The sequence below is a fragment of the Ruegeria sp. genome, from assembly GCF_965199275.1.
In the GTDB taxonomy this organism is placed as follows: Bacteria; Pseudomonadota; Alphaproteobacteria; order Rhodobacterales; family Rhodobacteraceae; genus Ruegeria.
On record NZ_CBDAQX010000021.1, the window covers coordinates 585,227 to 611,852 of the forward strand.

The following is a 26,626-nucleotide window of genomic DNA, read 5'->3' on the forward strand; positions in this document are numbered from 1 at the left end:
TGGCGAAAAAAGTCCGTGTAGTGCCTTTTGGCAACCAAGGCATAATAATATCAATGACTTATACGAAAAAATGTCGGAAGTCAGGAAACAAGCGCCGGCGCCCCCGTCGCAAACCCGCAGCCTGACCAAAAAAAACAGCGCCGAAAGCGGCGCTGTTTTTCGTTTTGGCTTAGTTGCCCGAGTTTCGTTCGGCCTCAATCTCGCGCCATTTCGCGACATTGCGGTTATGTTCCTGCAACGTCTTGGCAAAAGCGTGACCTCCGGTACCATCCGCAACAAAGAACACGTAGTCCGTGTTGTCAGGCGCAACGGCTGCTTCGAGGCTCGCCAGACCTGGGTTGGCGATCGGCGTCGGTGGCAGCCCGTCGATCTGATAGGTATTCCAAGGTGTTGGCCGGTTCAGCTCGCTGCGGCGCAAGCCGCGACCCAGCGTGCCCTGCCCCTTGGTGACGCCGTAGATCACCGTCGGGTCTGTCTGAAGGCGCATGCCTTGATTCAGACGGTTCACAAAGACGCTGGCAACTTGGCCCCGCTCTCCGGGAACGCCCGTTTCCTTTTCGATGATCGAGGCAAGGATCAGCATTTCTTCGGGGCTTTCCAGCGGCAAACCCTCTTGGCGGTTTTCCCAGGCCGCATTGATCCGAAGCTGTTGTTTGTCCTGCATCGCTTTCAGGATGTCGTTGCGGTCCTGACCGGCAGCGACATCGTAGCTGTCTGGCGCAAGAGAGCCTTCGGCAGGAATCTCGGAAATCTCGCCGCTCAGCGCTTCAAAAGCCTTCAACGCCTCGACCACCTGCCATGACGTCACGCCCTCGGCCAGTGAGACACGATAGCGCGTGTCTGCCTCTTGGCGCTTCTCCTGATAGGCCGCCGGGGTTTCTTCTTCCTCGGCCATATCAAACTCGGCGATTTCGTCGAATTCCAGCGTGGCTGGGTTCAACTCGCGCACGCGGGTCTGGGCGCGGGTCACGCCAATGCGGTATTCGATCTCTGAGCCGCAGGTGCTGGCACCGCTGCTGGTGATCTCGTAGATGATCTGCTCCATCGACGCGCCTTCACGCACCAGAAAGCTGCCTGCTTTCAACTGCTGTGCGCGGTCGGTGTAGTCGGCGGCCATGCGGAAGATGGTAGCGTTGGTGATCGCGCCCTGATCCTCAAGCTCGCGGCTGACCCGAGTCATGTTCGAACCGCTTTCCACCCGCAGGCAGATCGCGGCTTCCAGCGGGCCTTCCGACTGATACTGGGTCTGGCCCCAAAGGATCAGACCGCCCACCAGAAACAGGCCGACCACCAGGATGGTCAGCGCGTTCGATGCAATGGCCCGCCACATTTAACTGGCCTTTCCGAAGATCACGCTGGCATTGGTGCCACCAAACCCAAACGAGTTCGAAAGGGCCACGTTGATCTCACGCTCGCGCTTTTCGTTCGGAGCCAGATCAATCGGTGTTTCAACCGCCGGATTGTCGAGGTTGATGGTTGGAGGAGCCACCTGATCGCGGATCGCAAGGATCGAGAAGATCGCCTCAATCGCGCCTGCAGCCCCGAGCAAGTGCCCCGTGGCCGATTTGGTCGAAGTCATGGTGGCATTCGCTGCATGGTCACCCAACAGACGCTCAACAGCACCCAATTCGATGGTATCCGCCATGGTCGAGGTGCCATGCGCATTGATGTAGTCCAGATCTTTCGGCTCCAGCCCAGCGCTGCGCAGAGCGGCTTTCATCGAGCGCTCAGCCCCGTCGCCATCCTCGGACGGTGCGGTGATATGATAAGCGTCGCCCGACATGCCGTAGCCCAGAACCTCGGCATAGATCTTCGCGCCGCGCGCCTTGGCGTGCTCGTATTCTTCCAGAATGACGATGCCCGCGCCTTCGCCCATGACGAAACCGTCGCGGTCAACGTCGTAGGGGCGGCTGGCTTTCTTCGGATCGTCTGCATACTTGGTCGACAGCGCCTTGCAGGCGTTGAAACCTGCGATGCCAATCTCGCAGATGCAGCCTTCGCCGCCACCGGCCACCATGACATCGGCGTCGCCTGCGCGGATGATGCGGCTTGCATCCCCAATCGCATGGGCACCTGTCGAACATGCAGTCACGACCGAGTGGTTCGGACCTTTGAACCCGAACCGGATCGACACCTGACCGGACGCCAGGTTGATCAGCGCGCCGGGAATAAAGAAGGGCGACACACGGCGTGGGCCCTTGTCACGGATCAGATTGGCCGTATCCGCAATCGAGCCCAGACCACCAATGCCAGAGCCGATCAAAACGCCAGTGCGCAGGCGATCTTCCTCACCCTCAGGGGTCCAGCCCGCATCCTTGCACGCCATCTCCGCTGCGGCGATTGAGTACAGGATGAAGTCTTCGATCTTGCGTTGTTCTTTCGGAGGCATCCAGTCATCGGGGTTGAACGTTCCGTCTGTTCCGTCCCCACGCGGCACCTCGCAGGCATAGGTCGTAGTGACCCCGCTTGCCTCGGCATCGAAATGTGTGATTGGCCCTGCGCCGGACTCTCCGTCCAGCAGACGCGACCAGGTTTCCTCGACTCCGCTGGCCAAAGGAGTGACCAACCCCAGACCGGTTACGACGACTCTGCGCATGAAGTGCCTCTTGCCTGCTTACTGTTATGCGAACCGCTCATACCCCGGCCCGGGGTGCGGGGGCAAGGGCCACGCTCCATTCCCCGTCTGCATCTTGCGGTTTCAGCTTGATTTTGGGCGATCCAGCGCTTGCGAATCCCCCTCGCCCTGCTGACATCGCAGGGCGAGAGAGTTTCAATTTCGGTTCCGTTACTGGAACTGCGCCACTGGCTCATGCGCGCCAGCTGCTACGCCCAGAGCGTCGGACAGATCGACTGTTTTCCGGAACAAAGCTCTGCCGACGATCGCGCCCGCGATGTTCGGGATGTAGGACAGACGCGAGATATCGTCCGCAGTACGCACCACGCCGCTGGCAATGACTGGCGTCCGCGAATGCTGCGCCACACCGGAGATCAGTCCCAGCTGCGCTTCGACGTCTTCCATGTCACTGTCAATATCGGTCACAACTATGGCTGCGAAAGGCGTGCCGTCGAAGGCGTCAATGAACGCCTCGGGTGTGAACGCACTTTGGCTGCGCCAACCGTCGGTCATGACAAACCCCTGCCAGACATCGACCGCAAGAACGATCTGATCCGGGTAGAGCTTCGCAAGCTCCTTTACAAGGTTAGGGTCCCGTGCCGCAAGCGTCCCGATCACAACGCGGCCTGCGCCCTTGTCGATCCAGTATTCGACCTGCTCGCGGTTACGCATACCACCGGCCAATTGCACGGGGATCTCGGCCGACCGAATGATCTCTTCCACCAGTTCATGGTTGGTGTCGCGGCCTTCTACGGCATCGAAGTCTGTCAGATGCATCCACTCGGCCCCGGCCTCGGCCCAACCCCGCGCGGTTTCGACCGGGTTCACATGCCAGATCATCGCATCCTCCAGACGCCCTTTGTCCAAGGTGACGCAGCGACCGTTCTGAAGTTCCATTGTGGGGTAGATTCTCATGAGCTTTCTCCTCCGCCCAAGCGCCCTAAAGTCTCATTGTAACATACACGCTCACATCCGAGCCTGCTGCGACCAGGATCGGCATTGTTTGCGCTGTTTGCGGCATTGCGGAGTATTGGCGGTATTACGCCCGCGCCGGAGGACCGTTGCGACGCAGAAGATGGACAGGGGTGCCGTTGTACTCGGCCTCACGCATCACGACATAGCCCAGCTTTTTCGCAAGCTTCTGCGACGAAGCGTTGGCTGCGTTTACCATCGCCACCAAACGGCCCGGCATGATCCGATCAAACCAGTCATGGGCGGCCTGAGCGGCCTCATATCCGAGACCCAGCCCCTGAGCTTCGGGGGCCAGAACCCAACCGGCTTCGGGATAAGTGTCAAAATCCTCGCCCATCGCACGGTTTCCATAGAAGAAACCGGCCTGACCGATCAGCTTGCGATTCGATTGCTGCAGCACACCCCATTGCCCGAACCCGGCCATCTGCCAATGCCCTGCATTGCGCAGAAACGAGTCCCAGGCCTCACCGCGCGACCGCGGGGTGCCACCGATATGGCGCGTTACACACGGGTCGCGCCAGATCTCGGCGAACCGTTCAAAATCCTCAGGGCGCATCGCACAGAGTGTCAGACGTGCCGTGTTTATCATCGGGGTGGATCTTATCATGTCCTGCCCACCTTGAATTGTGCCTCAGTGGAAACAGTGCGAATCGAATTCGCCTCGTGCAACCCTGAATTTAACGCAGGCACAAAAAAGCGGCGCCTCCGTTGCCCGGAAGCGCCGCTTTTCTATCATTACGATACGCTTAGGACGCTTCGCTGATGAATTTGACGGCGTCGCCAAAGGTCTGGATGGTCTCGGCTGCGTCATCGGGAATCTCGATGCCGAACTCTTCTTCGAAGGCCATGACCAGTTCAACGGTGTCCAGGCTGTCTGCGCCCAGGTCGTCGATGAACGAAGCGTTTTCCGCTACTTTGTCTTCTTCAACACCCAGGTGTTCAACAACGATCTTCTTCACGCGATCTGCGACGTCGCTCATGTCTATTCCTCATTCTTTCTTCAGGGCGATCCGCCCGGTTCTGCCCTTGCCCGCTCGGGATGGACTTGTTTTGCCCGTTCCGGGCGGTTTGGCTCCCGGCTGTCCGGGAAAGTCGAGGGCCGACCAAAACGACCGGCCCCAGCATAGATGCGCCGCCGATAGCATAGTCAAAGCGCAAGGCAAACGCTTTCGCATCGCCTTGGTTGCGGTCACAACATAGCCATGCCGCCGTTCACATGCAAGGTTGTTCCGGTCACGTATCCGGCCTCGGGGCTGGACAGGTACAGAACAGCGGCCGCGATTTCCTCAGGGTCGCCCATTCGACCAGCCGGAACTTTCAGCAACAGACCTTTTTTCTGCTCGTCCGTCAGCTTTTCCGTCATCGCCGTCGTGATAAAGCCGGGGGCCACTGCGTTCACCGTAATTCCGCGCGTCGCAACCTCATGGGCCAGCGCTTTCGAGAACCCGATCATCCCCGCCTTGGAGGCCGCATAGTTCGCCTGCCCCGGATTGCCGATCGCCGCCACAACAGATGAAACATTCACGATCCGGCCCCAGCGCGCCTTCATCATGCCCCGGATCACGCCTTTGCACAGCTTCATGGTCGAGGTCATGTTCACGTCAATTACGCTCTGCCATTCCTCGTCGGACATGCGCATGAACAGGTTGTCACGTGTGATACCCGCGTTGTTGACCAGGATATCGACCGAGCCCATCGCTTCAGCTGCCTGCTTCGGCAGGGCCTCGACGGCTTCGGAGTCGCTCAGGTTGCACGGCAGCACGTGGGCGCGTTCGCCCAGTTCGTCGGCCAGTTTCTGCAGCGGCTCAACCCGCGTGCCGGACAGACCGACCGAGGCACCCGCGCCGTGAAGGGCCCGTGCGATATCGCCTCCGATACCACCCGAAGCGCCAGTGATAAGCGCGTTCTTACCTGTCAAATCAAACATTATATTTCCCTCGTGAGGCGCCCCGAAGGCCGCGTTCTATGCTTACGATTCGGCCTGAACGGCCGTTTGAACATCCTCGGGCGTACCAACGGCCTTGCCCGCAATTGCCCGGTCAATCTTGCGGATCATACCCGACAGAGCCTTGCCCGCGCCAATTTCCCATGTCTCGGTGACACCTTGTGCTGCCATGTATTGCACGCTTTCCCGCCACCGGACCGAGCCCGTGACCTGCTCGACCAGCAATTGACGGATCTGATCCGGGTCTGTGACCGCATCGGCCCGCACATTGGCGATCAGAGGAACAGCTGGCGCCTTGATCTCAACTGTGGCCAATGCCTCGGCCATAGCATCCGCCGCGGGCTGCATCAGCGCGCAATGGAACGGAGCGCTGACAGGCAGCATAACCGCACGCTTTGCGCCCTTTTCCTTGGCAATCTCAGCCGCACGTTCCACAGCAGCCTTCGCGCCGGATACCACAACCTGAGTCGGATCGTTGTCATTGGCTGCCTGACAAATCTCACCCTGCGCGGCCTCTTCAGCTACTGAGCGCACGGCCTCAAGGTCCAGCCCCAGGATGGCCGCCATCGCGCCCTCTCCCACCGGCACGGCGCTTTGCATGGCTTGCCCACGGGTCCGCAACAGGCGAGCCGTATCAGCCACCGTCAATGAACCAGCTGCAGCCAGAGCGGAATACTCACCCAATGAATGCCCGGCCACAAAGGCAGCATCGGTGACCGAGACGCCTTCGGCCTCAAGCGCGCGCATCGCCGCCATCGAGGTCGCCATCAACGCCGGTTGCGCGTTCCGTGTCAGGGTCAGATCGGCAATATCACCTTCCCAGATCAGCTGGCTCAGCTTTTCGCCAAGCGCGTCGTCCACCTCGTCAAAGATGGCCTGAGCTGCCGGGTATGCCTCGGCCAGAGCCTTGCCCATGCCGATGGTCTGGGCACCCTGCCCTGGGAAAACGAACGCGCGTGTCATTGCAACCTCTTGGATGACGTTAGGTTGCGGCGGGGTGTAAACCGTGTGAGGACGCGGCACAAGTAGGGCCTGCGCTCTGCATTCGGGCACCATATCTGTGCGCGGGTCGGGCTTGTGCCGAATCCTTCTGGCTTTAGGTTCAAGACAGCCAATCGAATCCGGAGCGTGCGAGAGATGCCCTCGACCAATACCTTTTCCACCTATGGCAGCGTGACCAAGACTTTCCACTGGTTGACCGCCCTGCTGATCCTGACCGCCCTGCCTTTGGGCTGGTTTGCCAATGATTTGGCGCATGCCATCTACGACCCGAACATCCCGACCAGCGAATCCGATATCGCGCGGGCCGCAACACTGTTCTCCCTTCACAAAACGATAGGGGTCACCGTGTTCTTCGTGGCTCTGGCGCGTATCCTTTGGGCGCTGACCCAAACCAAACCCGGCCTGCTTAATGCCGACAACAAGCCCGAGGCTTTCGCCGCTGAGACCGTTCACTGGATGCTCTACGCATCGCTTGTTCTGGTGCCCCTGACCGGCTGGATACACCACGCCGCGACCGAAGGCTTTGCGCCCATCTGGTGGCCCTTCGGCCAAAACCTGCCCTTCGTGCCCAAATCCCTCTATTTGTCCGAGTTGACGGCAAACCTGCATTGGCTGTTCATCTGGGTTCTTGCCGGTTCGCTGGCGCTGCACATCGCGGGCGCGCTGAAACATCATGTCGTGGACAAGGACAGCACCCTGCGGCGGATGCTGCCGGGACGAACTGACGCGCCCGAGCCTCCAACGCAACACCACTCACCCGTACCTGCATTTGCAGCGTTGGCCATCTGGGGCGCCGTTCTGGTCGGTGGCTGGTCCATCGGAGTGTTCGAGGATCACGCAAAAGGCGCCGTGGACGCCGCCGAGCTTGGCGATGTGCAATCCGACTGGAACGTCGAAGAAGGCACCCTGTCGATCACCATCTCGCAGTTGGGCAGCCCCGTCACCGGCAGTTTCAACGAATGGACGGCGGCAATCGCGTTTGAAGAACCCGCCCAACCGGGCCCTGCGGGATCGGTTGATGTGACCATCGCCATCGCGTCGCTCAGCCTCGGGACGGTCACGGACCAAGCCATGGGCGCTGATTTCTTCGACAGCGCGCAATTCCCAACGGCCCAGTTCAAAGCTGACCTGTTCAAAACAGATACAGGCTACGAGGCCCGAGGCCCCCTGACCATCCGAGACAAATCGGTGGACGTTGTACTACCCTTCTCCCTGCAACTCGAGGACAACACGGCAACCATGTCTGGCACATTGGAGCTAAACCGCATTGCGTTCGATGTGGGCACATCCCAACCGACCGAGGAGTCTCTGGGCTTCAAAGTTACGGTCTCCGTTGACCTGACGGCGAAACGTTCAGAGTAAAAAAGAAACCGCCGGGGGTTTTGGCCCCCGGCGGTTGTGATCCAAAAGATCAGCGCAGACTTACTCGGCTTTCTGAGCCTCTACAGAGATCTGCACCTGAACTTCATCGCTTACGAAGGGCGCGAACTGACCCAGGTCGAACTCGCTGCGCACCAGCGTCGTTGTTGCGTCGAAGCCGGCCCAAGGCTTGTTTGCCATCGGGTGGTTGTCAGCCTTGTTCAACTTGGCATCCAGAACGACCGATTTAGTAACGCCGTTCATGGTCAGGTCACCGGTGATGTTTGCGGTGTTTTCGCCGGTCACTTCGATCGAGGTCGAGGTGAACGTGATAAGGTCCCCTTCGGCGGCGCCAAAGAAATCCTCGGTCATAAAGTGATCTTCACGCGGCTTCCAGCCTGTGAACATCTCTAGAACCGGCATGGAGACCGAAACGCTCGACGCGGCAGGATCTTCCTGATCGAACATGATCTCGCCTTCAAAGCCTGAGAACATGCCGTAAGTGGTCGAGAAACCAAGGTGATCGTAGCTGAAAAGCACCTGGCTATGGCTAGAGTCCAGAACGTATTTTTCGGCGCTGGCGAAAGCGGTGGTTGCCGTAAGGGCAAGCGCGGCAGCAAGGAGGGTGGATTTCATGACTGTCTCCGGGTTTGTGGACTATACGCAAACATAGTGCGTTTGCTCGGAAACAAAAATGTGCTGCCCAAGGGCAGCACACAAGTCTTTTTGATTCACAATTTCTGTGCTTGGTTGAACAGAATAAATCTCAGGCGAAAATTGCTACACTTTGGCTGAGTTGCCCCTTCAGCGCTCGGCTGACATCCGCCGATTGCAGTGGCAGTTTCATCAGCAGGCTGCCGTCGACATCAAACAGCTGCACCTCGTCATCCTCGAATTTTGCACCACCCAGGCTGTCATAGCTGCGACGCAGAACCGTCTGAGGGCGCCCGTTTTCATTCTTCTGCAGCACGCGCACCTCGCGGCGGATCGGGTCAAAATAGGCATCCGGGCGGCTGTCCATCACTTCGATCGTCAACAGGCTTACGCCAACGATCAAAAACACCATCGAGGCCACCATCTTGATCGGCCAAACCTCGGCTCCCAACATCGAACCGGGCATCAGCCACATCGAAAAGGCGGAAACGATCAGGAAGGCTCCGACGGCGCGCGCCAAAACCAGCCGCGCTTGCCAGTTCGCTTTGAACGTGATCATGACCGGAACGGAATGCTCAAAGCTCGCACCCGTCGCTTTATTGTCGAGCGTATTTGTCTGTATCGCGGTCATAACATCCATACCCTTATTAAGGTTACCGTCGTAAGTCTGTGCTATCCGGTTATTTCCGGGTTGCTTATCAACTTCGGGGCGAAAAGCGTCAGGAATTGGGCGCGGCAGTGGAATTTGGGCGACTTCACAGAGGCATATGTGGCAGGGCTTGCCCCGCCCGCTCAAACGTGTATACGAGGCCATCCTTCGCAAGAGATATGAATCGCGCAGCCTCTCGTGGCAGGGTCGCGAAGGACCAGATGGCCCCGCCTTTGAAATGCGCCTTGATATAAACAGGAGTGCACATGCCACTGTATGAGCATGTAATGATCGCGCGTCAGGATCTGTCCAACGCGCAGGCAGAAAGCCTTGTCGAACATTTCGGCACCGTTCTGGCTGACAACGGCGGTAACGTCGTCGAAAGCGAGTACTGGGGCGTCAAGACGATGGCTTACAAGATCAACAAGAACCGCAAAGGCCACTATGCCTTCCTGAAAACCGATGCCCCTTCCGGCGCGGTACAGGAAATGGAACGCCTGATGCGCCTGCATGACGACGTTATGCGCGTTCTGACCATCAAGGTCGACGAGCATGCCGAGGGCCCCTCGGTCCAGATGCAGAAGCGCGATGAGCGCGAAGGCCGCCGCGAGCGCCGCTGATCAACGCCTGACGAAAGGACATAAACCATGGCCGCAAAACCATTTTTCCGCCGCCGCAAGGTCTGCCCGTTCTCGGGTGAGAACGCGCCGAAAATCGACTACAAAGACACCCGTCTGCTGCAGCGCTACATCTCTGAGCGTGGCAAGATCGTACCTTCGCGCATCACCGCCGTTTCGGCGAAAAAGCAGCGTGAACTGGCTCGTGCTATCAAGCGCGCCCGCTTCCTCGCCCTGCTGCCCTACGCTGTGAAGTAAGGAGAGACTGACATGCAAGTTATCCTTCTGGAACGCGTTGCGAAACTGGGTCAAATGGGCGACGTCGTTGACGTTAAGCCCGGCTACGCCCGCAACTTCCTGCTGCCCCAAGGCAAAGCCCTGAGCGCATCGAACGCCAACATCGCGTCGTTCGAAGCCCAGAAAGCACAGCTGGAAGCGCGCAACCTTGAAACCAAGAAAGAAGCTGAAGCGCTGGCTGAAAAGCTGGACGGTCAGCAGTTCATCGTGATTCGCTCGGCATCGGATGCTGGCGCTCTGTACGGTTCGGTCACGCCGCGTGACGCCGCAGACGCTGCGACTGAAGCAGGCTTCACCGTCGACAAGAAACAGGTCGTTCTGGTCGCTCCGATCAAAGAACTGGGCCTGCACGCGGTTGCAGTTCGCCTGCACCCCGAGGTTGAAGTCGAGATCAAGATGAACGTTGCCCGTTCGGAAGAAGAAGCCGAACTGCAGGCATCGGGCAAATCGATTCAGGAACTGGCTGCTGAAGAAGAAGCCGCTGCTGAATTCGAAATCGCCGAACTGTTTGACGACATCGGCTCGGCCGCGTCGGAAGACGAAGATCTGGCCCCCGAGGCCGCTCCGGCGGACGAAGACGAAGCCAAAGCCTGATCAGGCTGACGCAACAAGATTGAAGGGCTGCGCCATTCGCGCGGCCCTTTTTCGTATCGGAACCAGCAAAATTCAGCCAAATTTTAAAGCTAAGGTTGCGACAAGACCCGTGATCCATATGATCGCCGCCTGAAGTTCGGAGTAGTTTGATGGCCCTATTCTCTCGTCGCAGCATCATCGCTTTCCTTGCCCTGTCTGCCCTCGCCGCGTGCAGCGGTGCCGAGGTTTCACGCGGTGACCCCGATCCCTTCGATCCGCCGCTCTACCCCAACGAAACGCCCGAGCTGAGGGCCTCGATCAACAAATGGGCCGATCACTACGAACTCCCCCGAGAGCTGGTCCACAAACTTGCGATCCGCGAAAGCACGCACCGGCCATGGGCTGTAAACCGGCCGTATTACGGGCTTTTGCAGATCCTGCCCGCTACCGCACGTTCGATGGGATACAAGGGAAATGCCCAAGGTTTGCTTGATGCAGACACAAATCTTGAATATGCAGGCAAGTACCTACGCGGCGCTTGGATGCTGGCGGACGGAGATCAACAACGCGCGATTTTCCTTTACGCCAAAGGGTTTTACCCCGAAGCAAAGGCGCGCGGAATGCTTGTCGAAACAGGGCTACGATCCGCGCCCTAGGCCCTGTGCGCTGTTAGCAGTTTGGGCAAAATAGTGACAAAAATGCTCTATAGCCCGAAACAACACGCCAAAAGCTTAGACATTTCCTGCATTGACTGTCGAGAACATTCTGAATTGTCCGGTGTAGGTAACATGCCAATTGTCCGCTTCAGTTGATTGCGCGGTGGCCCAATTCGGAGGGAGCCGTAGGCGACCGTAGATTTGGGCCACCGCGTTCGCGCCACGTCGAAGCGGGTCACGCGACTTTGTGTTTGCTATCCTCCTGTGTGATGGGTGATCCGTCAGGCTGGTAGCGGCCAATGCATCTCGGGCCGTGGAAGATGACCAGTTGACCATCGGGGTATTCGTGGACCCTGACCTTCGCCTTGACGAAATGATGACGGTGCCTGTCTGCCGCGATCTGCATGACCAGGCCCTTGTAGCGCACCGTATTGTCGTTGCCGACGACGCGGTCTTCCTGCACACACAGGGTGTCGCGCACATTGCCTGTAAACGGCACGAAGGCCGAGGTCGTATCCTCCGGCTCCCTTGCAAACAGGGCATTGTGTTCGGGAAGATAGACCTCTTTCAGGAACTGATTGGCCTCTTCAATGGTTGTGATCCCATGGGACCGCAGTTCCTGCGGCAATCGGTTCTGGAACGTGCCAAACATGCGTTCAGACCGTCCACGGGCCTGCGGTGAATAGGCCGGGATCAGCTCAATGCCGAGTTGCTGCAAGGCGCGCCCGACCTGGGTCAGATTGTCCTTGTCCACTTTGCCGCCCGCTTCGGGCGTATGCCAGTAATGAGAGCCCCGATCGGCATAGAGCGAGCAAAACAGACCTTGCGCCTCGATCACCTCTGTCAGCCCCTGAAAACTGCTCATCGTCCCTTCTTCCTCGACAAAGAATGCCGAATAAACCCGGTTGGTGGCATCGTCCATGGTGACGATCAGATCCCACCACTGACCCGGAACCCATTCATGGCTGGAGCCGTCCTGATGCAACATCATGCCAACCATCGGACGGCGGGGCCGCTTGCGCCGATGGGCACCTCGTCGGGGTGCTGCCTGAACCCGGCCGTGGCGCTGCAGTGTAAGCCGCACCCAGTTGTAGCTCTGTGTGAAACCATGGTGGGCCACCAGCTTCTCGTGGAAATGCTTCGGCGTGTAATCCCAGTACTTGGTATCAAACAGTTCAAGCATCTCCATGACCTTATCCGTGGCAACACGATTGTTGGCCAGTTTGCCAAGCCGACGGTCGTACAGACCTTCTGCACCATCCGCCTCAAATCGATCCTCCCAACGCCTGACGGTGCGCACGGATACACCCAGTATCTCAGCCGCCTGTTCTTGCGTCAGCTTGTTCGCGCTTCGCCGCGAATACACATCTTCAAACTTCATCAGTCGAACTTCCTGTAACACTTCTGCTCGGTTCATAACGCCTCCTCTCAGAGACAGAATAGAACCGGACAGATCGCATGTTACATACACCGGACATATCGCGTGTTAGCGACAACATTTCCTGCATTGACTTGTCATGTTTTGAATTATGTGATGTCCTGATTGCCGTGAGGTAAGTTGGGTTCCACTCTAGGTAAATTGCAAGTCCGGCCACACCACCGGACTTCAAGATAAGCCGCAGGTCGTAGGCGAAAGATGGAGATCGTTGATCTGAGCACTCTGCCGGACTCGGAAACTCGGTACACCGAGTTTCTGAAGCAGGTGTGCGAAAAGGGAATTATATACTTAAGTAACATTTATGATTGACGGACTCCGACGCATTTGTTACATTTTAATAACATTCAGGAGTGTAAAAATGACAAAAGCACCGGGAAAATCAAACCGCAAGGGCCTGACCTTCCTACAGGTTGCTGCAATGTTCGGTAATGAAGAAAAGTCGCGTAAGTGGATTGAGGAACTACATTGGCCAGATGGTCCGTTTTGCCCGCATTGCGGTTCTTTCAACGTGCAGTCAGGCATCAGGCATCCAAGCATGACGCACAGGTGTCGTGAGTGCTCCAAAAAACCCATGTTTACGGTTCGGGTCGGCACGATCCTTGAGAATACCCGGCTACCATATCGCACATGGGCCATTGGTATTTACTTGTTCACAACTAACCTTAAGGGCGTATCTTCGATGAAGTTGCACCGTGAGCTTGGTGTTACGCAGAAGTCCGCGTGGTTCATGCTGCATCGTCTTCGGGCTGCAATGGAGGCAAACATGCCTTGGTTTAATGGCCCAGTCGAAGCAGATGAAACCTACATAGGCGGCAAGGAAGGCAACAAACACGCGAAGAAGAAACTCAAGGCTGGACGTGGCGCTGTTGGCAAGGCTGCTGTTGCTGGTATCAGGGATCGCGAAACGGGTCAGGTTGTTGCCAAAGTGGTAGAGAGCACAGACAAAGAGACCTTGCAGGGGTTTGTGAACGAGCATGCCGTCGAAGGAGCAACACTCTATACCGATGAGGCTAGTGCCTACAAGGGCATGTCGAGAACATTCTGAATTGTCCGGTGTAGGTAACATGCCAATTGTCCGCTTCAGTTGATTGCGCGGTGGCCCAATTCGGAGGGAGCCGTAGGCGACCGTAGATTTGGGCCACCGCGTTCGCGCCACGTCGAAGCGGGTCACGCGACTTTGTGTTTGCTATCCTCCTGTGTGATGGGTGATCCGTCAGGCTGGTAGCGGCCAATGCATCTCGGGCCGTGGAAGATGACCAGTTGACCATCGGGGTATTCGTGGACCCTGACCTTCGCCTTGACGAAATGATGACGGTGCCTGTCTGCCGCGATCTGCATGACCAGGCCCTTGTAGCGCACCGTATTGTCGTTGCCGACGACGCGGTCTTCCTGCACACACAGGGTGTCGCGCACATTGCCTGTAAACGGCACGAAGGCCGAGGTCGTATCCTCCGGCTCCTTTGCAAACAGGGCATTGTGTTCGGGAAGATAGACCTCTTTCAGGAACTGATTGGCCTCTTCAATGGTTGTGATCCCATGGGACCGCAGTTCCTGCGGCAATCGGTTCTGGAACGTGCCAAACATGCGTTCAGACCGTCCACGGGCCTGCGGTGAATAGGCCGGGATCAGCTCAATGCCGAGTTGCTGCAAGGCGCGCCCGACCTGGGTCAGATTGTCCTTGTCCACTTTGCCGCCCGCTTCGGGCGTATGCCAGTAATGAGAGCCCCGATCGGCATAGAGCGAGCAAAACAGACCTTGCGCCTCGATCACCTCTGTCAGCCCCTGAAAACTGCTCATCGTCCCTTCTTCCTCGACAAAGAATGCCGAATAAACCCGGTTGGTGGCATCGTCCATGGTGACGATCAGATCCCACCACTGACCCGGAACCCATTCATGGCTGGAGCCGTCCTGATGCAACATCATGCCAACCATCGGACGGCGGGGCCGCTTGCGCCGATGGGCACCTCGTCGGGGTGCTGCCTGAACCCGGCCGTGGCGCTGCAGTGTAAGCCGCACCCAGTTGTAGCTCTGTGTGAAACCATGGTGGGCCACCAGCTTCTCGTGGAAATGCTTCGGCGTGTAATCCCAGTACTTGGTATCAAACAGTTCAAGCATCTCCATGACTTTATCCGTGGCAACACGATTGTTGGCCAGTTTGCCAAGCCGACGGTCGTACAGACCTTCTGCACCATCCGCCTCAAATCGATCCTCCCAACGCCTGACGGTGCGCACGGATACACCCAGTATCTCAGCCGCCTGTTCTTGCGTCAGCTTGTTCGCGCTTCGCCGCGAATACACATCTTCAAACTTCATCAGTCGAACTTCCTGTAACACTTCTGCTCGGTTCATAACGCCTCCTCTCAGAGACAGAATAGAACCGGACAGATCGCATGTTACATACACCGGACATATCGCGTGTTAGCGACACTAGTGCCTACAAGGGCATTGACAGGCCGCATGAGGTGGTAAAGCACTCAGTGGGTGAATATGTCCGCGATCAGGCGCACACCAACGGGCTGGAAAGCTTTTGGGCTCCTATGAAGCGGGGTTATAATGGCGTCTATCACAAGATGTCGCCCAAGCATCTGCAACGCTATGTGGACGAGTTTCAGCACCGTCACAACAACAGGCCAAAGGATACAATCGACCAAATGGGCGGCGTTGTGCATGGGATGGCTGGAAAGAACCTGCCTTACAAGAAGCTAATCGAGGATAACGGATTGAATAGCGGAGCGCGGTCATGAGCGTCGGAACTTCGCAAAGTACTGCCGGGGTATTTTCCAACACGCGCACGGTGACCGTGCCAAAGCTGGTGCTTCCCGATGTCCTTAAGCCCAACACGCGCCTTAAGATGGACGGTCTTGAGTTCCTTTCCGCTATACCTGCGGACGCAGTTCCAGTCGCATTCTTCGATCCCCAATACCGTGGCGTGCTTGAAAAGCTGGCATATGGGAACGAAGGCAAAGTTCGTGGAAAACGCCGCAGCGCCCTACAGCAAATGCCGGAGGAGGCCATCGCCAATTTTATTCGCGGAATAGATCGTACGCTTATCCCATCAGGCCATCTCTTTTTATGGGTGGATAAGTTTCACCTTTGCCAAGGTATTCACCCGTGGCTGGACGGAACGAGGCTGGACATTGTGGATCTTTTAACGTGGAACAAGGGTACATTTGGTATGGGCTATCGCACTCGGCGCAGAGGAGAATACTGCATAGTACTACAGAAACAGCCGCGTAAGGCAAAAGGCGTGTGGAAAATACATAACATTCCAGATGTAATTCAAGAACAAGTATCCCAGCGGGATCACCCACATTCCAAACCAATAGACATACAAGGTCAACTCATGGCCGCCGTGAGCCACGAAGGCGATTTTGTAATTGATCCGGCTGCCGGGTCGTTTTCGGTTCTGCAAGCGGCACGAAACCATGGCCGCACCTTCCTTGGTTGCGACTTGAACGGTTAGATTATGGCACGATTACGGGATGCCAAACCAAAGAACACATCTGGTTCTTACGCCCGGTTGTTTGGGAATGAAGCGTTAGGTGAATTGGCCAGCAAGATACAGTCAGCTGTAATCTCATCGGGGTCAGAACTGGAATCGATGATCGTGGAAGCTGTTCCCAACATCCCTAATCTGGACACCTTTTTGGAACAAGAAATCATGCCTGAGGGCGTGTTGCTTGCCCGAAAACGTGAAATTAAACGAAGTCGGACCTTGGATTTTTCGGGATCAGAGCCTGACTTTATGGTTTTCAAGCGCCGAAAAGGCGAGCAAAACTGCCATATAGTTGAGTTGAAGGACGGTCATGTGTTCGACACAAAAAAAGCTAGCGCAGAGAGGCAGTCAATGCACGGGTTCATTCAACGCAACGCCCAGCATATTCAATATCGGTTCCAGGCACACTTTTGTGCTTTCAATCAAGAAGACAAGCAAGCGATCTGGGAAGGATTCAAGAAGAGAATTTCAATCGATGAGGCAATGACAGGTCGGGAGTTTTGTGATTTGTTGGAAATTGATTACGACAGTATTGTGCGGGCGCGTCAGGCCGACGGCCCCGACAACGTAGAGTTTTTGTTGACCGAACTGGCTAAAATTGAACCAATCCAAACCCGCTTGCGAGAACTTCTCGGCTAAAACCAATGTATTCAATTTAGGAATTCGCATGACAAACCAACGTTACAATGCAGACCTGCCTGAACCCGCCGATCTGCACATCAGATCGAACAAATATCAACCGACCAAGGCTGAGTTGGAAGAAGAAATCGACATGCCTGAAATGTCATTGGATGAAATCAGGGCTGCATTCATGCGGCCAATGAGTATCAAGAAGCCTGATTAAAGAGAGCGCAGAGTGCTAAAATACCTTGCGCGGTTTTCGTTTTTATCGCGTCAATATGCGACAGTCCACTATAAAAATGTTACTTAAGTATATAATTCCCTTTCATTGAGCAGTCGATGGAGAGGCAAGCGGGATGATTTGCGTGGAAACTATTAGAAAAGTGCGTCGCTTACACCTGATCGAAAAAAAGAGCATCAAGGAAATTTGCCGTTCGCTCAATTTGAGCCGTGCAACGGTTCGAAAGATAATCCGATCGGGAGTGACGGAGTTCAAATATGAGCGCAAATCGCAGCCATACCCGGTGCTCGGGCCTTGGCGCGCGCGTCTGGATGAAACGCTTGAGGAGAACGAGGCGCTTCCGAAGAAACACCGCAAGCGGATGACCAAAATCTGGAAGGAACTCTCCGATGATGGTTTTGGCGGCGGGTATGACAGTGTTCGACGCTACACAAAGAATTGGCGCATTGCGCACGGCCGACAACAGGCGCAGGCGTTCATCCCGCTGATCTTTGATCCTGGGGAGGCGTACCAGTTCGACTGGAGTGTGGAGACGGTTTTGATGGACGGTGCACTCACGACCGTGAAGGTTGCCCATTTCAAACTTTGCCATAGCCGCATGCCATTCTCCATTGCCTATCCGCGCGAGACGCAGGAGATGGTCTTTGATGCCCACGACGAGGCCTTCAAATTCTTTGGTGGAGGCTGCATCAACGGGATCTACGATAACATGACGACCGCCGTCGATGCGATCCTGTCGGGCAAGGAAAGAAAGTTCAACAAGGCATTCTCCCGGATGTGTTCTCATCATCTGGTGAACCCGATCGCCTGTACGCGCGCGGCCGGTTGGGAGAAGGGTCAGGTTGAGAATCTGGTCAAGGAGAGCCGCGCCTATAGTTTTACACCGCGTCTGGAGGTGGCCGACTTCGATGAATTGAATGCCCGGCTGCAAAAAGACGCGATCAAACGCGCAAAAGAACTGCGGCATCCGGAAAACCTGGAGGTGACGGTCTGGGAGGAGTTCCAGCAGGAAAAGCCGCTGCTGACGCATCTGCAGAAGCCCTTCGTCGGGTTCCGTGAAAAGACGGTCGCCGTGAGCCGAACCTGCCTGATCAACTTCGAAAGAAACAAATACAGCGTTGAGGCAAGAGCTGTTGGACGTCAGGTCCAGTTGCAGGTCTACGCCACGCGGATTGTCCTGCGCCAAGACGGTGAGATTGTCGGAGAGCACGAACGGTGCTTCGGCCGAGGAAAAACGATCTTCAACCCTTGGCACTATGTGCCCGTCCTCAAGCGCAAGCCTGGCGCTCTGCGCAATGGAGCACCGTTCCGTGACTGGGACCTACCACCGGCAATGACGCAGATCTGGACCCATCTGCGGGGCACATCCGACGGAGACCGGCAACTTGCCGATATTCTTTTCGCTGCTTACCAGCACGACATTGATGTGGTCGAGGCTGCCTGCGAAGAAGCTCTAAAATCTGGCCTGCGCAAGGCCGATGCGATCCTGAACATTGTCTCTCGGCGCACCAATCCCCCGCCGCCAAAGGCGATTGAGCCGCCTGCCCACCTGCAGCTGAAAATGGCACCGATCGCGGATTGCGCTCGCTATGACAGGCTTGGAGGCTCCCATGCAACTGCGTAAGGAAATTCTCGAACTTGCCCGTCAACTGAAGTTGCCAGGCATCGTCAACTGCTTTGACGAAGTGATGCAGGCCGCAGCCAAAAACAACTGGCGGCCCCAACAGGTCGTGGCCGAACTCCTCACGGCCGAACTGGCCGAAAAGACTGCGCGCTCGATCCGGTATCAGATGGGTGCCGCAAAGTTCCCGGTCTGCAAGTCCTTACCTGAGTTCGACTTCACGGTCAGCCCCGTCAACGAGGAAGTCGTGCGCAATCTTCATGACGGCGATTTTATGGACCAGGCCAGGAATGGCGTGCTGGTCGGTGGAACCGGATCGGGCAAAACGCATCTCGCAACAGCGATCGGGGGCCACGCGGTCAATAACCGCCGGCGGGTCAGGTTCTTCAGCGCTGTGGATCTCGCGAACAAGCTGGAGGCTGAACATCGCGAAGGCAACGCCGGGCGGCTCAGCGAGCAGCTGATCCGCGTCGACCTCGTGATTATAGACGAACTCGGTTATCTGCCGTTCGCAGAGTCTGGTGGACGATTACTCTTCCATCTCATCAGCAAACTGTACGAGCGAACGTCTATTCTGCTAACAACCAACCTCGCATTTGCTGAATGGCCGAGTGTGTTCACAGATGCCAAAATGACCACTGCTCTCCTGGATCGACTGACACACCATTGCGATATCATCGAAACCGGGAACGAAAGCTGGCGAATTAACCACCGCGACTAACCTCGAAATCGGGGAATAAATTCAAAACAGACAGCAGGTCAAACCTTCAGTCGAGCTACGCTCTCTTTTCGGTTTGACCTGCTGTCCACCCCCTCCTGAATCAACCTAAACACGACCCCCTCAACGCCCCTCTTAGCTCCAAGGGGGGTCAAATTTGGACGCCGATGGGGGGTCATTATTCAATGCCGATTGACACTGTGAGCTGATGATCGGTTCGCTGGAATATGCGAAGAACGCCGGTATTCAGGACATCATCACCGTTATTGACCCGATCATGGATCGGGTGCTGAAACGGTCGAACTGTGCGCCCTATGACTATGTGGGTAAAACCGTGCCGATGGGCAAAGTCTCGGCCCTTGCCGCCCTTCTGGATTGCACCGATGAACGTATCGACGCCATTCGGGACTTTGCAGGCATCAAAACCGATGTCTTCCTAGAGGAAGACAAGGCGCTCGAGCTGTTCAACAGCAAGAAGCAGGTTGAACAGAACCCTGCAAATCGCGACCACAAGCCGCTCACAGAGCTTGAGAAATACTTTGTGGAGCAGATGAACGCAGCACGGACCGAGGCCGAACGGCAAGATGTTCTGAGGCTGATCGAGACGCTCTCCAACACCTTCACGCCAGAGCAGAAGACCGCTCTGCTACATACCCCCCGTGCTTTTGCTCATGAGGCCTGACCCCCTCACCTCATAGTACAAAGCCACCCTAGCGGAGTCGCCCTGATCAGGCGGCTCCGCTTCTATTTTGGCGCCCCGAAAGGGGGGAAGAGGATTATTCCTCTTCCAATGCCTCAACGGCGTTTTGCAGGTCGTCCTTGCTGACTTCTTTGTCAGATACCTGAGCCAGTTCGAACACGTAGTCGACGACCTTGTCTTCAAAAATCGGCGCGCGTAGCTGCTGCTGCATCTGTGCGTTCTGCTGAACGAACTCAAAGAACTGACGCTCTTGCCCCGGGTACTGACGCGCTTGGTTCATGATCGCTTGGGTCATCTCGGCGTCGGTGACTTCAACCTCGGCCTTCTGACCCAGCTCTGCCAGCAGCAGACCCAGACGCACGCGGCGTTCAGCCAGTTTGTTGTGCTCATCCGAAGGCTCAATCTCGCCGTGGTCGTGGCCTTCCACATCCGGGTTTTCCTCGTGGAACAGCTGGTGTGCGATTTGCTTGGCTTCGGCTTCAACCAGCGAAGGAGGCAGGTCGAACGACACTTTGGTGTCCAGCGCATCCAGCAGGCCACGCTTCATGACAGCGCGTGCAGCACCGGCATATTCGGCTTCCAGACGCTCAGATATCTGGGCCTTCAGGGCTTCCAGATCCTCGGCACCGAATTTCGTTGCCAGCTCGTCGTTGATCTCGGCTGCAACCGGCTCTTTCACCTCTTTGATGGTGCAGGTGAAGACAGCGTCTTTACCGGCCAGATGCTCGGCGCCGTATTCCTCGGGGAAGGTCACGTTGACGTCTTTTTCTTCCTCGGCTTTCACGCCAACCAGTTGCTCTTCGAAACCGGGGATGAAGCTGTTGGAGCCCAGAACCAGCGGGTAGTCCTCGGCCGAGCCACCTTCGAATTCTTCGCCATCAACCTTACCGACAAAGTCGAACACGATCTGGTCGCCATCCTTGGCTTTCGATCCCTTGCGGCGCGCTTTGAAGTCCTGCGCGGTTTCGGCCAGGTTGTTCAGCGCTTCTTCTACGGCTGCGTCGTCTGCTTTGACGACCAGCTTTTCCAGCTCAACCGATTTCAGGTCAACTTCCGGGATTTCAGGCAGCGCCTCGTAGGACATTGCGACCTCGACATCGTCGCCTTCTTTCCAGTCCTCGTTGGTCATCTTGACCTCAGGCTGCAGCGCAGGGCGGTCGCCGCTGTCTTCAAAGTGCTTGTTCATCGCACCGTCGATGGTCTCCTGCATGGCTTCGCCCAGCAGACGCTGGCCAAACTGCTTTTTCAGCAGCGCCATCGGCACCTTGCCTTTGCGGAAACCCTTCATCTCGACTTCGGGCTGCGCTTCGGTCAGTTTCTCGTTGACCTTGTCGTCCAGCTCGGCTGCGGTCACAACGATGTTGTAGCCGCGTTTCAGACCTTCGTTCAGCGTCTCGGTAACCTGCATTATGGTAGTCCCCATAGGATTCGGGGCGCGCAAAACGGCGCGCCGGGCAAATTTGACGCCTTCTATTTGCCCAGCCGTCCACGTGCAAGGGGGCAATGCCCGGATCACCCCGGTTTTACCCTATTCCTGACTTCCGACCTTTTTGTTGATCTGACTGGGTTTTTGGTTTGTTTTCAGGTGTGGTTGCTCAGAGGCGCGTTGTAGTGCCCCATTATTATAAAAAGTATTGACATGGGCCTTCAGATGGCTAACCTCTTCGCCCATGTTCATCCGCACCAAACATGACGCAAAGCTCAACCGCACACGGATCCAGATCGTTGAATCCGTCCGCACCGGCTCCAAGGTACGCCAGAAGATCCTGCGCCATGTGGGTGTGGCCCATAACGACAGCGAGATTGAGGATATCAAGCGTCTGGCGGGCCGCTTGATGGAGCAATTACGCATTGATCGCTCGCCGCAAATGGAACTGTTCACGCCCACGGAATATGCCGATCTGCAGGCGCTGGTGCGCCGCGCTCCGCGGCCGGACAAGCTTGGCGTTGATCTTGCCGAGTGCCGTGAGGAGGCGCGGGTCTCTCTGGGTCTGCGGGATGTCATGGGGACGATGTATGACCAACTGGGTTGGGGGGCCCTTCTGGGGGCGGCGCGTAAAAGTGCCAATCGCATTGTGAAAGAGCTGGTTATGGCGCGGATCGCACAGCCCGAGAGCAAGCGCGCGACCGTGGAGGCGTTGGAGAACCAGGCAGGCATCACGCTCAATCTGGACGTGGTCTATCGGAGCATGGATTACATCAATACGCCGGTGATAGACGGGATTTGCAAAACCTCTCACGCGGCGGCAGAGAAGTTGCTGGGCGGGCCAGTGACCGTGCTGTTCTACGATTGCACGACCCTGGCCTTTGACACCGAGCGCGAGGACCCGGCCGAGGATGCGGACGGGGTCGAGCAGGATCATCTTCTGGCCAAGGGCTTCAGCAAGGATGGCAAGCATCACCGCGCTCAGGTCATGCTGGCGCTGATCGTCACCTCCGATGGGCTGCCTGTGGGCTATGAACTCTTCCCGGGAAACACCTGGGAAGGTCATACGCTGGAAGCTGCGCTGAAGGCGTTGGAGGGACGCTTCGACGTGGCCAGGGTCACGTTCGTGGCCGATGCCGCCATGCTCAGCAAGGACAACCAGCAGATGTTGCAGAACAAGGGTCTGCCCTACATCCTCGGCTATCGCATGAAGTCCGCCCCGGCCGCCGTGAAGGCGAACATTTTGAGCCCGGAGGGACGCCAGCCTTGGGCTGGACACGGTTCTGAAGAGGCAACCGAGAAGGGCTGGTACAAGGTGATCGACCAGGAGGGAGCGCGGGTCATTGTGACCTGGTTACCCACCCGGGCACGCAATGATGCCCACAAGCGCGACAAGGCAATCGAAAAGCTGCACAAGAAGCTCAAGCGCTCTCGCAAACCCGGCAGCTTCAGCAGCCGGGGATATGGCCGCTTCCTGGCCTTCCCCGACAGCGGGGACGTCACGCTGGATGATGCAAAGATCAAGGCAGCGGCACAATGGGACGGGCTGCATGCCATTGTTGTTCATGGTGCGGACGAACTGGAGGCACAGGACGTCATTGCCCGCTATCACCAGTTGTGGGAGATCGAAGCCTGCTTCCGCACCAACAAGCACGATCTGAAAATCCGGCCCATCTATCACTGGTCGCCGCGTCGGGTCCGGGCCCATATCGCCATCTGCTACATGGCCTTCTGCTGCCTGCAGCACCTGCGCAAGCATCTGGACCTGCTCGGACACCCGATGAGCCCGGCTCGTATCCGCAACGAGTTGAACGCATTGCAGCTCTCGATCCTGCGCCACAAAGGCACCCCTGACCGCTACGGCATGCCAAGCCATGCCACGGTCGATGCCAGACGCATCCTCACCTGCGTCGGCCTGACCTGGAACGAAGCCCCTTTCAAGATACCCCCCGGGCGCACCCGAAAAACTGGCCAGACCAAAGCCTGAGCTCCCTCAACACTCCGAAACAATCGCTGGCGAAAAAAGTCCGTGTAGTGCCTTTTGGCAACCAAGGCATAATAATATCAATGACTTATACGAAAAAATGTCGGAAGTCAGGACGGCGCGCCGGGCAAATTTGACGCCTTCTATTTGCCCAGCCGTCCACGTGCAAGGGGGCAATGCCCGGATCACCCCGGTTTTACCCTATTCAACAGCAAAAAAACGCCCCAGCTGGAACCGGAGCGTTTTTTGAAACATCTATCGCTGATCAGAACTGCCAGCGCGCGCCCAAGACCCAAGCTTCGTTCTTGTCGAACGACGTCCCATCTTCGAAATCGTGGTTGCGATATTTCAGGTAGGCATCCGTGTTGATCGAGTCGATCCGCTGCACGACAGCGATACCCCACGCTTTGGTGTCCGAACCATCGTTGTTGAAGTCTGAGCCATCGTAGTAGTCGATGCCCACACCGGTTTTACCCCAGGCCACCCAGTCGCCCTCGTAGGCAATTTTTGCATACCAGAAGCTTGGGTCCGATGCGCCACTTGCGGTGTCGTCCCGCGACCCTGCAGCAGCGGTAAAGCTGAACCCGCTGGGCAGCAGAACCGAGGCAGACCCTATGGTATCCTTGCGCTCACCCGATACATTGTCGAAATCTCGCACGGCATAGGCCACGCTGGCAGCAAACTCGACGCCACCGGCAAAGGTGTTGTTGTACGCGATCGCAAAGTCGTAATACGTGTCATCGTCGCTGCTGGAGAGCGCGTTTTCACCATAGGCGACAGCTGCACTGAACCCGTTGAAGTCAGGCGTATCGTAGCGCACGCGCGTCCGGCGGCCACCGTCAAAGTTGCTGCTGGAGTCACCGACCGTAATGTCGCTGAGTACCCCATCGGTTCCGCGATAGAAGAAGCCCGAGTTTTCATCGTTGGTGAACGAATAGAGCGCCGTTCCAACATAAGACAAGTCCGTCTCAGCCGCCCCGTCCGAAGCCATGCTGCCCTGCCCCGCCGAGAACTTGCCGTAGCCGCCCTTCAGCGCGAAATCCACGTGACGGATATCTTCCCGCGTCCAACCGCTGAAATCCGTACCCAACTGGTTCCATTCGCTCGAGTTTGGCAGTCCTAGTCCGGTTTCGAGCCGAAACGTAAACTCGTTGTCGCCGTAGGGCTGCGTAAGGCGCAAGCCGACACGGCTGTTGGACAGGTCGTTGTCCAGCAAACGTGTCTCGGTGTCTTGTCCGTCGTCAACTGAGATCAGCGCGGGGTTGAACTGTCCGTAGAGCTCTACATATCCGCCGCTATTGTTTTCGTATTTCAGCTCAGCCGCAGCCGGAATGGCCGTGGTCGCCGCCAAAATCGCGGCAACAGACGAGGTTTTCAGGTTAAGGGTCATGTCACTCACCTTGAAAGGGTTTATTATTAGGTCTTGCTCACATGCTCACCACACCGAGCCGTTCCAATGGGGCGCGCCCTACGCCAAAAGAAGGTGGCGAATCCGCAACAGAATATCTTGGTGCAATCAAGATAAGTTCTTTTAATTCAATCATATAACTGCCTTTCCGCGAAAACAACGGGCTGCCCCCAAGAAAAATCTGACAGCTTCTCATGAGCGCAGCAAATAGCCGCTATGCGCACAGGGAAATTCCTGTAACGGACGCGCGATCAGATGTGATTTTCGCATCCCGGTCGCGCAAGACGCACTTACATATTCATACACTTATAAACATCAGGCAAGACCTCAGTGTCGCTAACACGCGATATGTCCGGTGTATGTAACATGCGATCTGTCCGGTTCTATTCTGTCTCTGAGAGGAGGCGTTATGAACCGAGCAGAAGTGTTACAGGAAGTTCGACTGATGAAGTTTGAAGATGTGTATTCGCGGCGAAGCGCGAACAAGCTGACGCAAGAACAGGCGGCTGAGATACTGGGTGTATCCGTGCGCACCGTCAGGCGTTGGGAGGATCGATTTGAGGCGGATGGTGCAGAAGGTCTGTACGACCGTCGGCTTGGCAAACTGGCCAACAATCGTGTTGCCACGGATAAGGTCATGGAGATGCTTGAACTGTTTGATACCAAGTACTGGGATTACACGCCGAAGCATTTCCACGAGAAGCTGGTGGCCCACCATGGTTTCACACAGAGCTACAACTGGGTGCGGCTTACACTGCAGCGCCACGGCCGGGTTCAGGCAGCACCCCGACGAGGTGCCCATCGGCGCAAGCGGCCCCGCCGTCCGATGGTTGGCATGATGTTGCATCAGGACGGCTCCAGCCATGAATGGGTTCCGGGTCAGTGGTGGGATCTGATCGTCACCATGGACGATGCCACCAACCGGGTTTATTCGGCATTCTTTGTCGAGGAAGAAGGGACGATGAGCAGTTTTCAGGGGCTGACAGAGGTGATCGAGGCGCAAGGTCTGTTTTGCTCGCTCTATGCCGATCGGGGCTCTCATTACTGGCATACGCCCGAAGCGGGCGGCAAAGTGGACAAGGACAATCTGACCCAGGTCGGGCGCGCCTTGCAGCAACTCGGCATTGAGCTGATCCCGGCCTATTCACCGCAGGCCCGTGGACGGTCTGAACGCATGTTTGGCACGTTCCAGAACCGATTGCCGCAGGAACTGCGGTCCCATGGGATCACAACCATTGAAGAGGCCAATCAGTTCCTGAAAGAGGTCTATCTTCCCGAACACAATGCCCTGTTTGCAAAGGAGCCGGAGGATACGACCTCGGCCTTCGTGCCGTTTACAGGCAATGTGCGCGACACCCTGTGTGTGCAGGAAGACCGCGTCGTCGGCAACGACAATACGGTGCGCTACAAGGGCCTGGTCATGCAGATCGCGGCAGACAGGCACCGTCATCATTTCGTCAAGGCGAAGGTCAGGGTCCACGAATACCCCGATGGTCAACTGGTCATCTTCCACGGCCCGAGATGCATTGGCCGCTACCAGCCTGACGGATCACCCATCACACAGGAGGATAGCAAACACAAAGTCGCGTGACCCGCTTCGACGTGGCGCGAACGCGGTGGCCCAAATCTACGGTC

The 26,626-nt window shown here is 56.9% G+C and carries 28 protein-coding genes and 1 pseudogene; 15 read left to right on the top strand and 14 right to left on the bottom strand.

What is annotated here, in order from left to right; genetic code table 11:
- Positions 1-169: 169 nt before the first annotated feature.
- The 7 genes from mltG to fabD all read right to left on the bottom strand — a co-directional run bounded on the left by mltG (position 170) and on the right by fabD (position 6,494).
- Positions 170-1,330: an endolytic transglycosylase MltG gene (gene mltG, locus ACOERD_RS17640; protein WP_419739898.1), complete on the bottom strand. Its 1,161-nt coding sequence runs from the start codon at positions 1,328-1,330 to the stop codon at positions 170-172.
- Entirely contained in the window at positions 1,331-2,596 is a 1,266-nt protein-coding gene (fabF, locus tag ACOERD_RS17645; protein WP_170466137.1) for a beta-ketoacyl-ACP synthase II, read from the bottom strand.
- A 189-nt stretch (positions 2,597-2,785) separates the two neighbouring features.
- Positions 2,786-3,529 carry a 1-(5-phosphoribosyl)-5-[(5-phosphoribosylamino)methylideneamino] imidazole-4-carboxamide isomerase gene (locus ACOERD_RS17650; RefSeq protein ID WP_170639577.1) on the bottom strand — a complete coding sequence of 248 codons (744 nt, stop codon included), beginning with the start codon at positions 3,527-3,529 and terminating at the stop codon, positions 2,786-2,788.
- A gap of 124 nt (positions 3,530-3,653) precedes the next feature.
- Complete coding sequence (locus tag ACOERD_RS17655) at positions 3,654-4,193, bottom strand: GNAT family N-acetyltransferase (RefSeq protein WP_170374036.1); 540 nt, start codon at positions 4,191-4,193, stop codon at positions 3,654-3,656.
- 139 nt (positions 4,194-4,332) lie between these two features.
- Positions 4,333-4,566: an acyl carrier protein gene (locus tag ACOERD_RS17660; RefSeq protein ID WP_008756330.1), complete on the bottom strand. Its 234-nt coding sequence runs from the start codon at positions 4,564-4,566 to the stop codon at positions 4,333-4,335.
- 209 nt (positions 4,567-4,775) lie between these two features.
- Complete coding sequence (gene fabG, locus ACOERD_RS17665; RefSeq protein ID WP_170374037.1) at positions 4,776-5,513, bottom strand: 3-oxoacyl-[acyl-carrier-protein] reductase; 738 nt, start codon at positions 5,511-5,513, stop codon at positions 4,776-4,778.
- 42 nt (positions 5,514-5,555) lie between these two features.
- Positions 5,556-6,494 carry an ACP S-malonyltransferase gene (gene fabD / locus ACOERD_RS17670; RefSeq protein ID WP_419739899.1) on the bottom strand — a complete coding sequence of 313 codons (939 nt, stop codon included), beginning with the start codon at positions 6,492-6,494 and terminating at the stop codon, positions 5,556-5,558.
- Between the two features lie 174 nt (positions 6,495-6,668).
- Between fabD and ACOERD_RS17675 the strand changes: the two genes are divergently transcribed.
- On the top strand, positions 6,669-7,895 hold the full coding sequence (locus tag ACOERD_RS17675) for a cytochrome b/b6 domain-containing protein (protein WP_419739900.1): 1,227 nt from the start codon (positions 6,669-6,671) through the stop codon (positions 7,893-7,895).
- A gap of 60 nt (positions 7,896-7,955) precedes the next feature.
- Here the strand turns inward: ACOERD_RS17675 and ACOERD_RS17680 are convergent, their stop codons facing one another.
- Positions 7,956-8,528, bottom strand: coding sequence for a YceI family protein (locus tag ACOERD_RS17680; protein ID WP_170374040.1), 573 nt, complete (start codon positions 8,526-8,528; stop codon positions 7,956-7,958).
- A gap of 130 nt (positions 8,529-8,658) precedes the next feature.
- Positions 8,659-9,360: a hypothetical protein gene (locus tag ACOERD_RS17685; RefSeq protein ID WP_419739901.1), complete on the bottom strand. Its 702-nt coding sequence runs from the start codon at positions 9,358-9,360 to the stop codon at positions 8,659-8,661.
- A 101-nt stretch (positions 9,361-9,461) separates the two neighbouring features.
- Here ACOERD_RS17685 and rpsF point away from each other — a divergent pair, with 101 nt between their 5' ends.
- The 4 genes from rpsF (at position 9,462) to ACOERD_RS17705 (ending at position 11,338) form a co-directional block, all read left to right on the top strand.
- Entirely contained in the window at positions 9,462-9,815 is a 354-nt protein-coding gene (gene rpsF, locus ACOERD_RS17690; protein ID WP_068332653.1) for a 30S ribosomal protein S6, read from the top strand.
- A gap of 27 nt (positions 9,816-9,842) precedes the next feature.
- On the top strand, positions 9,843-10,070 hold the full coding sequence (rpsR, locus tag ACOERD_RS17695) for a 30S ribosomal protein S18 (RefSeq protein ID WP_005608650.1): 228 nt from the start codon (positions 9,843-9,845) through the stop codon (positions 10,068-10,070).
- A gap of 12 nt (positions 10,071-10,082) precedes the next feature.
- Positions 10,083-10,703: a 50S ribosomal protein L9 gene (gene rplI, locus ACOERD_RS17700; protein ID WP_170640804.1), complete on the top strand. Its 621-nt coding sequence runs from the start codon at positions 10,083-10,085 to the stop codon at positions 10,701-10,703.
- Between the two features lie 149 nt (positions 10,704-10,852).
- Positions 10,853-11,338 carry a transglycosylase SLT domain-containing protein gene (locus tag ACOERD_RS17705; RefSeq protein ID WP_419740165.1) on the top strand — a complete coding sequence of 162 codons (486 nt, stop codon included), beginning with the start codon at positions 10,853-10,855 and terminating at the stop codon, positions 11,336-11,338.
- Positions 11,339-11,573: 235 nt separating this feature from the next.
- On the opposite strand, the gene ACOERD_RS17710 is transcribed toward ACOERD_RS17705, so the two are convergent.
- A complete protein-coding gene (locus ACOERD_RS17710) occupies positions 11,574-12,755 on the bottom strand; it encodes an ISNCY family transposase (RefSeq protein ID WP_419737600.1) in 1,182 nt (393 codons plus the stop codon).
- A gap of 379 nt (positions 12,756-13,134) precedes the next feature.
- Here ACOERD_RS17710 and ACOERD_RS17715 point away from each other — a divergent pair, with 379 nt between their 5' ends.
- Complete coding sequence (locus tag ACOERD_RS17715) at positions 13,135-13,821, top strand: IS1595 family transposase (RefSeq protein WP_419739902.1); 687 nt, start codon at positions 13,135-13,137, stop codon at positions 13,819-13,821.
- A 122-nt stretch (positions 13,822-13,943) separates the two neighbouring features.
- Here ACOERD_RS17715 and ACOERD_RS17720 read toward each other — a convergent pair whose 3' ends face one another.
- On the bottom strand, positions 13,944-15,125 hold the full coding sequence (locus tag ACOERD_RS17720; RefSeq protein WP_419737631.1) for an ISNCY family transposase: 1,182 nt from the start codon (positions 15,123-15,125) through the stop codon (positions 13,944-13,946).
- Positions 15,126-15,166: 41 nt separating this feature from the next.
- Here ACOERD_RS17720 and ACOERD_RS17725 point away from each other — a divergent pair.
- From ACOERD_RS17725 to ACOERD_RS17755, 7 genes and pseudogenes are all read left to right on the top strand, one after another.
- Positions 15,167-15,400: pseudogene (locus tag ACOERD_RS17725) on the top strand (transposase); the annotation flags it as partial.
- A gap of 116 nt (positions 15,401-15,516) precedes the next feature.
- Positions 15,517-16,239, top strand: a complete 723-nt coding sequence (locus ACOERD_RS17730) for a DNA methyltransferase (protein ID WP_419737677.1) — start codon at positions 15,517-15,519, stop codon at positions 16,237-16,239.
- A gap of 3 nt (positions 16,240-16,242) precedes the next feature.
- Complete coding sequence (locus ACOERD_RS17735) at positions 16,243-16,911, top strand: hypothetical protein (protein WP_419737676.1); 669 nt, start codon at positions 16,243-16,245, stop codon at positions 16,909-16,911.
- Between the two features lie 28 nt (positions 16,912-16,939).
- Entirely contained in the window at positions 16,940-17,116 is a 177-nt protein-coding gene (locus tag ACOERD_RS17740) for a hypothetical protein (protein ID WP_419737675.1), read from the top strand.
- Positions 17,117-17,249: 133 nt separating this feature from the next.
- Entirely contained in the window at positions 17,250-18,758 is a 1,509-nt protein-coding gene (istA, locus tag ACOERD_RS17745; protein ID WP_419737605.1) for an IS21 family transposase, read from the top strand.
- Complete coding sequence (gene istB / locus ACOERD_RS17750; protein ID WP_419737606.1) at positions 18,745-19,476, top strand: IS21-like element helper ATPase IstB; 732 nt, start codon at positions 18,745-18,747, stop codon at positions 19,474-19,476. The genes istA and istB overlap by 14 nt, the downstream gene beginning before the upstream one ends.
- A gap of 205 nt (positions 19,477-19,681) precedes the next feature.
- On the top strand, positions 19,682-20,155 hold the full coding sequence (locus tag ACOERD_RS17755; protein ID WP_419739903.1) for an acyl-homoserine-lactone synthase: 474 nt from the start codon (positions 19,682-19,684) through the stop codon (positions 20,153-20,155).
- Positions 20,156-20,249: 94 nt separating this feature from the next.
- On the opposite strand, the gene tig is transcribed toward ACOERD_RS17755, so the two are convergent.
- Both tig and ACOERD_RS17765 read right to left on the bottom strand, forming a co-directional pair.
- Positions 20,250-21,581: a trigger factor gene (gene tig / locus ACOERD_RS17760; RefSeq protein WP_419739904.1), complete on the bottom strand. Its 1,332-nt coding sequence runs from the start codon at positions 21,579-21,581 to the stop codon at positions 20,250-20,252.
- A gap of 120 nt (positions 21,582-21,701) precedes the next feature.
- Positions 21,702-21,851 (bottom strand): hypothetical protein, encoded by a 150-nt coding sequence (locus tag ACOERD_RS17765; protein ID WP_419737963.1) that lies wholly within the window; start codon positions 21,849-21,851, stop codon positions 21,702-21,704.
- Between ACOERD_RS17765 and ACOERD_RS17770 the strand changes: the two genes are divergently transcribed.
- Positions 21,844-23,586, top strand: coding sequence for an IS1634 family transposase (locus ACOERD_RS17770; protein ID WP_419738202.1), 1,743 nt, complete (start codon positions 21,844-21,846; stop codon positions 23,584-23,586). The genes ACOERD_RS17765 and ACOERD_RS17770 overlap by 8 nt on opposite strands.
- A gap of 262 nt (positions 23,587-23,848) precedes the next feature.
- Here the strand turns inward: ACOERD_RS17770 and ACOERD_RS17775 are convergent, their stop codons facing one another.
- Positions 23,849-24,973, bottom strand: a complete 1,125-nt coding sequence (locus ACOERD_RS17775) for a porin (RefSeq protein WP_419739905.1) — start codon at positions 24,971-24,973, stop codon at positions 23,849-23,851.
- Positions 24,974-25,400: 427 nt separating this feature from the next.
- Here ACOERD_RS17775 and ACOERD_RS17780 point away from each other — a divergent pair, with 427 nt between their 5' ends.
- Positions 25,401-26,582: an ISNCY family transposase gene (locus tag ACOERD_RS17780; protein WP_419737631.1), complete on the top strand. Its 1,182-nt coding sequence runs from the start codon at positions 25,401-25,403 to the stop codon at positions 26,580-26,582.
- Positions 26,583-26,626: the final 44 nt, after the last annotated feature.

Coding starts and splice junctions, on each gene's coding strand:
- mltG (WP_419739898.1), bottom strand. CDS start 1,330: ATGTGGCGGGCCATTGCATCGAACGCGCTGACCATCCTGGTGGTCGGC.
- fabF (WP_170466137.1), bottom strand. CDS start 2,596: ATGCGCAGAGTCGTCGTAACCGGTCTGGGGTTGGTCACTCCTTTGGCC.
- ACOERD_RS17650 (WP_170639577.1), bottom strand. CDS start 3,529: ATGAGAATCTACCCCACAATGGAACTTCAGAACGGTCGCTGCGTCACC.
- ACOERD_RS17655 (WP_170374036.1), bottom strand. CDS start 4,193: ATGATAAGATCCACCCCGATGATAAACACGGCACGTCTGACACTCTGT.
- ACOERD_RS17660 (WP_008756330.1), bottom strand. CDS start 4,566: ATGAGCGACGTCGCAGATCGCGTGAAGAAGATCGTTGTTGAACACCTG.
- fabG (WP_170374037.1), bottom strand. CDS start 5,513: ATGTTTGATTTGACAGGTAAGAACGCGCTTATCACTGGCGCTTCGGGT.
- fabD (WP_419739899.1), bottom strand. CDS start 6,494: ATGACACGCGCGTTCGTTTTCCCAGGGCAGGGTGCCCAGACCATCGGC.
- ACOERD_RS17675 (WP_419739900.1), top strand. CDS start 6,669: ATGCCCTCGACCAATACCTTTTCCACCTATGGCAGCGTGACCAAGACT.
- ACOERD_RS17680 (WP_170374040.1), bottom strand. CDS start 8,528: ATGAAATCCACCCTCCTTGCTGCCGCGCTTGCCCTTACGGCAACCACC.
- ACOERD_RS17685 (WP_419739901.1), bottom strand. CDS start 9,360: ATGGCCTCGTATACACGTTTGAGCGGGCGGGGCAAGCCCTGCCACATA.
- rpsF (WP_068332653.1), top strand. CDS start 9,462: ATGCCACTGTATGAGCATGTAATGATCGCGCGTCAGGATCTGTCCAAC.
- rpsR (WP_005608650.1), top strand. CDS start 9,843: ATGGCCGCAAAACCATTTTTCCGCCGCCGCAAGGTCTGCCCGTTCTCG.
- rplI (WP_170640804.1), top strand. CDS start 10,083: ATGCAAGTTATCCTTCTGGAACGCGTTGCGAAACTGGGTCAAATGGGC.
- ACOERD_RS17705 (WP_419740165.1), top strand. CDS start 10,853: ATGGCCCTATTCTCTCGTCGCAGCATCATCGCTTTCCTTGCCCTGTCT.
- ACOERD_RS17710 (WP_419737600.1), bottom strand. CDS start 12,755: ATGAACCGAGCAGAAGTGTTACAGGAAGTTCGACTGATGAAGTTTGAA.
- ACOERD_RS17715 (WP_419739902.1), top strand. CDS start 13,135: ATGACAAAAGCACCGGGAAAATCAAACCGCAAGGGCCTGACCTTCCTA.
- ACOERD_RS17720 (WP_419737631.1), bottom strand. CDS start 15,125: ATGAACCGAGCAGAAGTGTTACAGGAAGTTCGACTGATGAAGTTTGAA.
- ACOERD_RS17730 (WP_419737677.1), top strand. CDS start 15,517: ATGAGCGTCGGAACTTCGCAAAGTACTGCCGGGGTATTTTCCAACACG.
- ACOERD_RS17735 (WP_419737676.1), top strand. CDS start 16,243: ATGGCACGATTACGGGATGCCAAACCAAAGAACACATCTGGTTCTTAC.
- ACOERD_RS17740 (WP_419737675.1), top strand. CDS start 16,940: ATGACAAACCAACGTTACAATGCAGACCTGCCTGAACCCGCCGATCTG.
- istA (WP_419737605.1), top strand. CDS start 17,250: ATGATTTGCGTGGAAACTATTAGAAAAGTGCGTCGCTTACACCTGATC.
- istB (WP_419737606.1), top strand. CDS start 18,745: ATGCAACTGCGTAAGGAAATTCTCGAACTTGCCCGTCAACTGAAGTTG.
- ACOERD_RS17755 (WP_419739903.1), top strand. CDS start 19,682: ATGATCGGTTCGCTGGAATATGCGAAGAACGCCGGTATTCAGGACATC.
- tig (WP_419739904.1), bottom strand. CDS start 21,581: ATGCAGGTTACCGAGACGCTGAACGAAGGTCTGAAACGCGGCTACAAC.
- ACOERD_RS17770 (WP_419738202.1), top strand. CDS start 21,844: ATGTTCATCCGCACCAAACATGACGCAAAGCTCAACCGCACACGGATC.
- ACOERD_RS17765 (WP_419737963.1), bottom strand. CDS start 21,851: ATGAACATGGGCGAAGAGGTTAGCCATCTGAAGGCCCATGTCAATACT.
- ACOERD_RS17775 (WP_419739905.1), bottom strand. CDS start 24,973: ATGACCCTTAACCTGAAAACCTCGTCTGTTGCCGCGATTTTGGCGGCG.
- ACOERD_RS17780 (WP_419737631.1), top strand. CDS start 25,401: ATGAACCGAGCAGAAGTGTTACAGGAAGTTCGACTGATGAAGTTTGAA.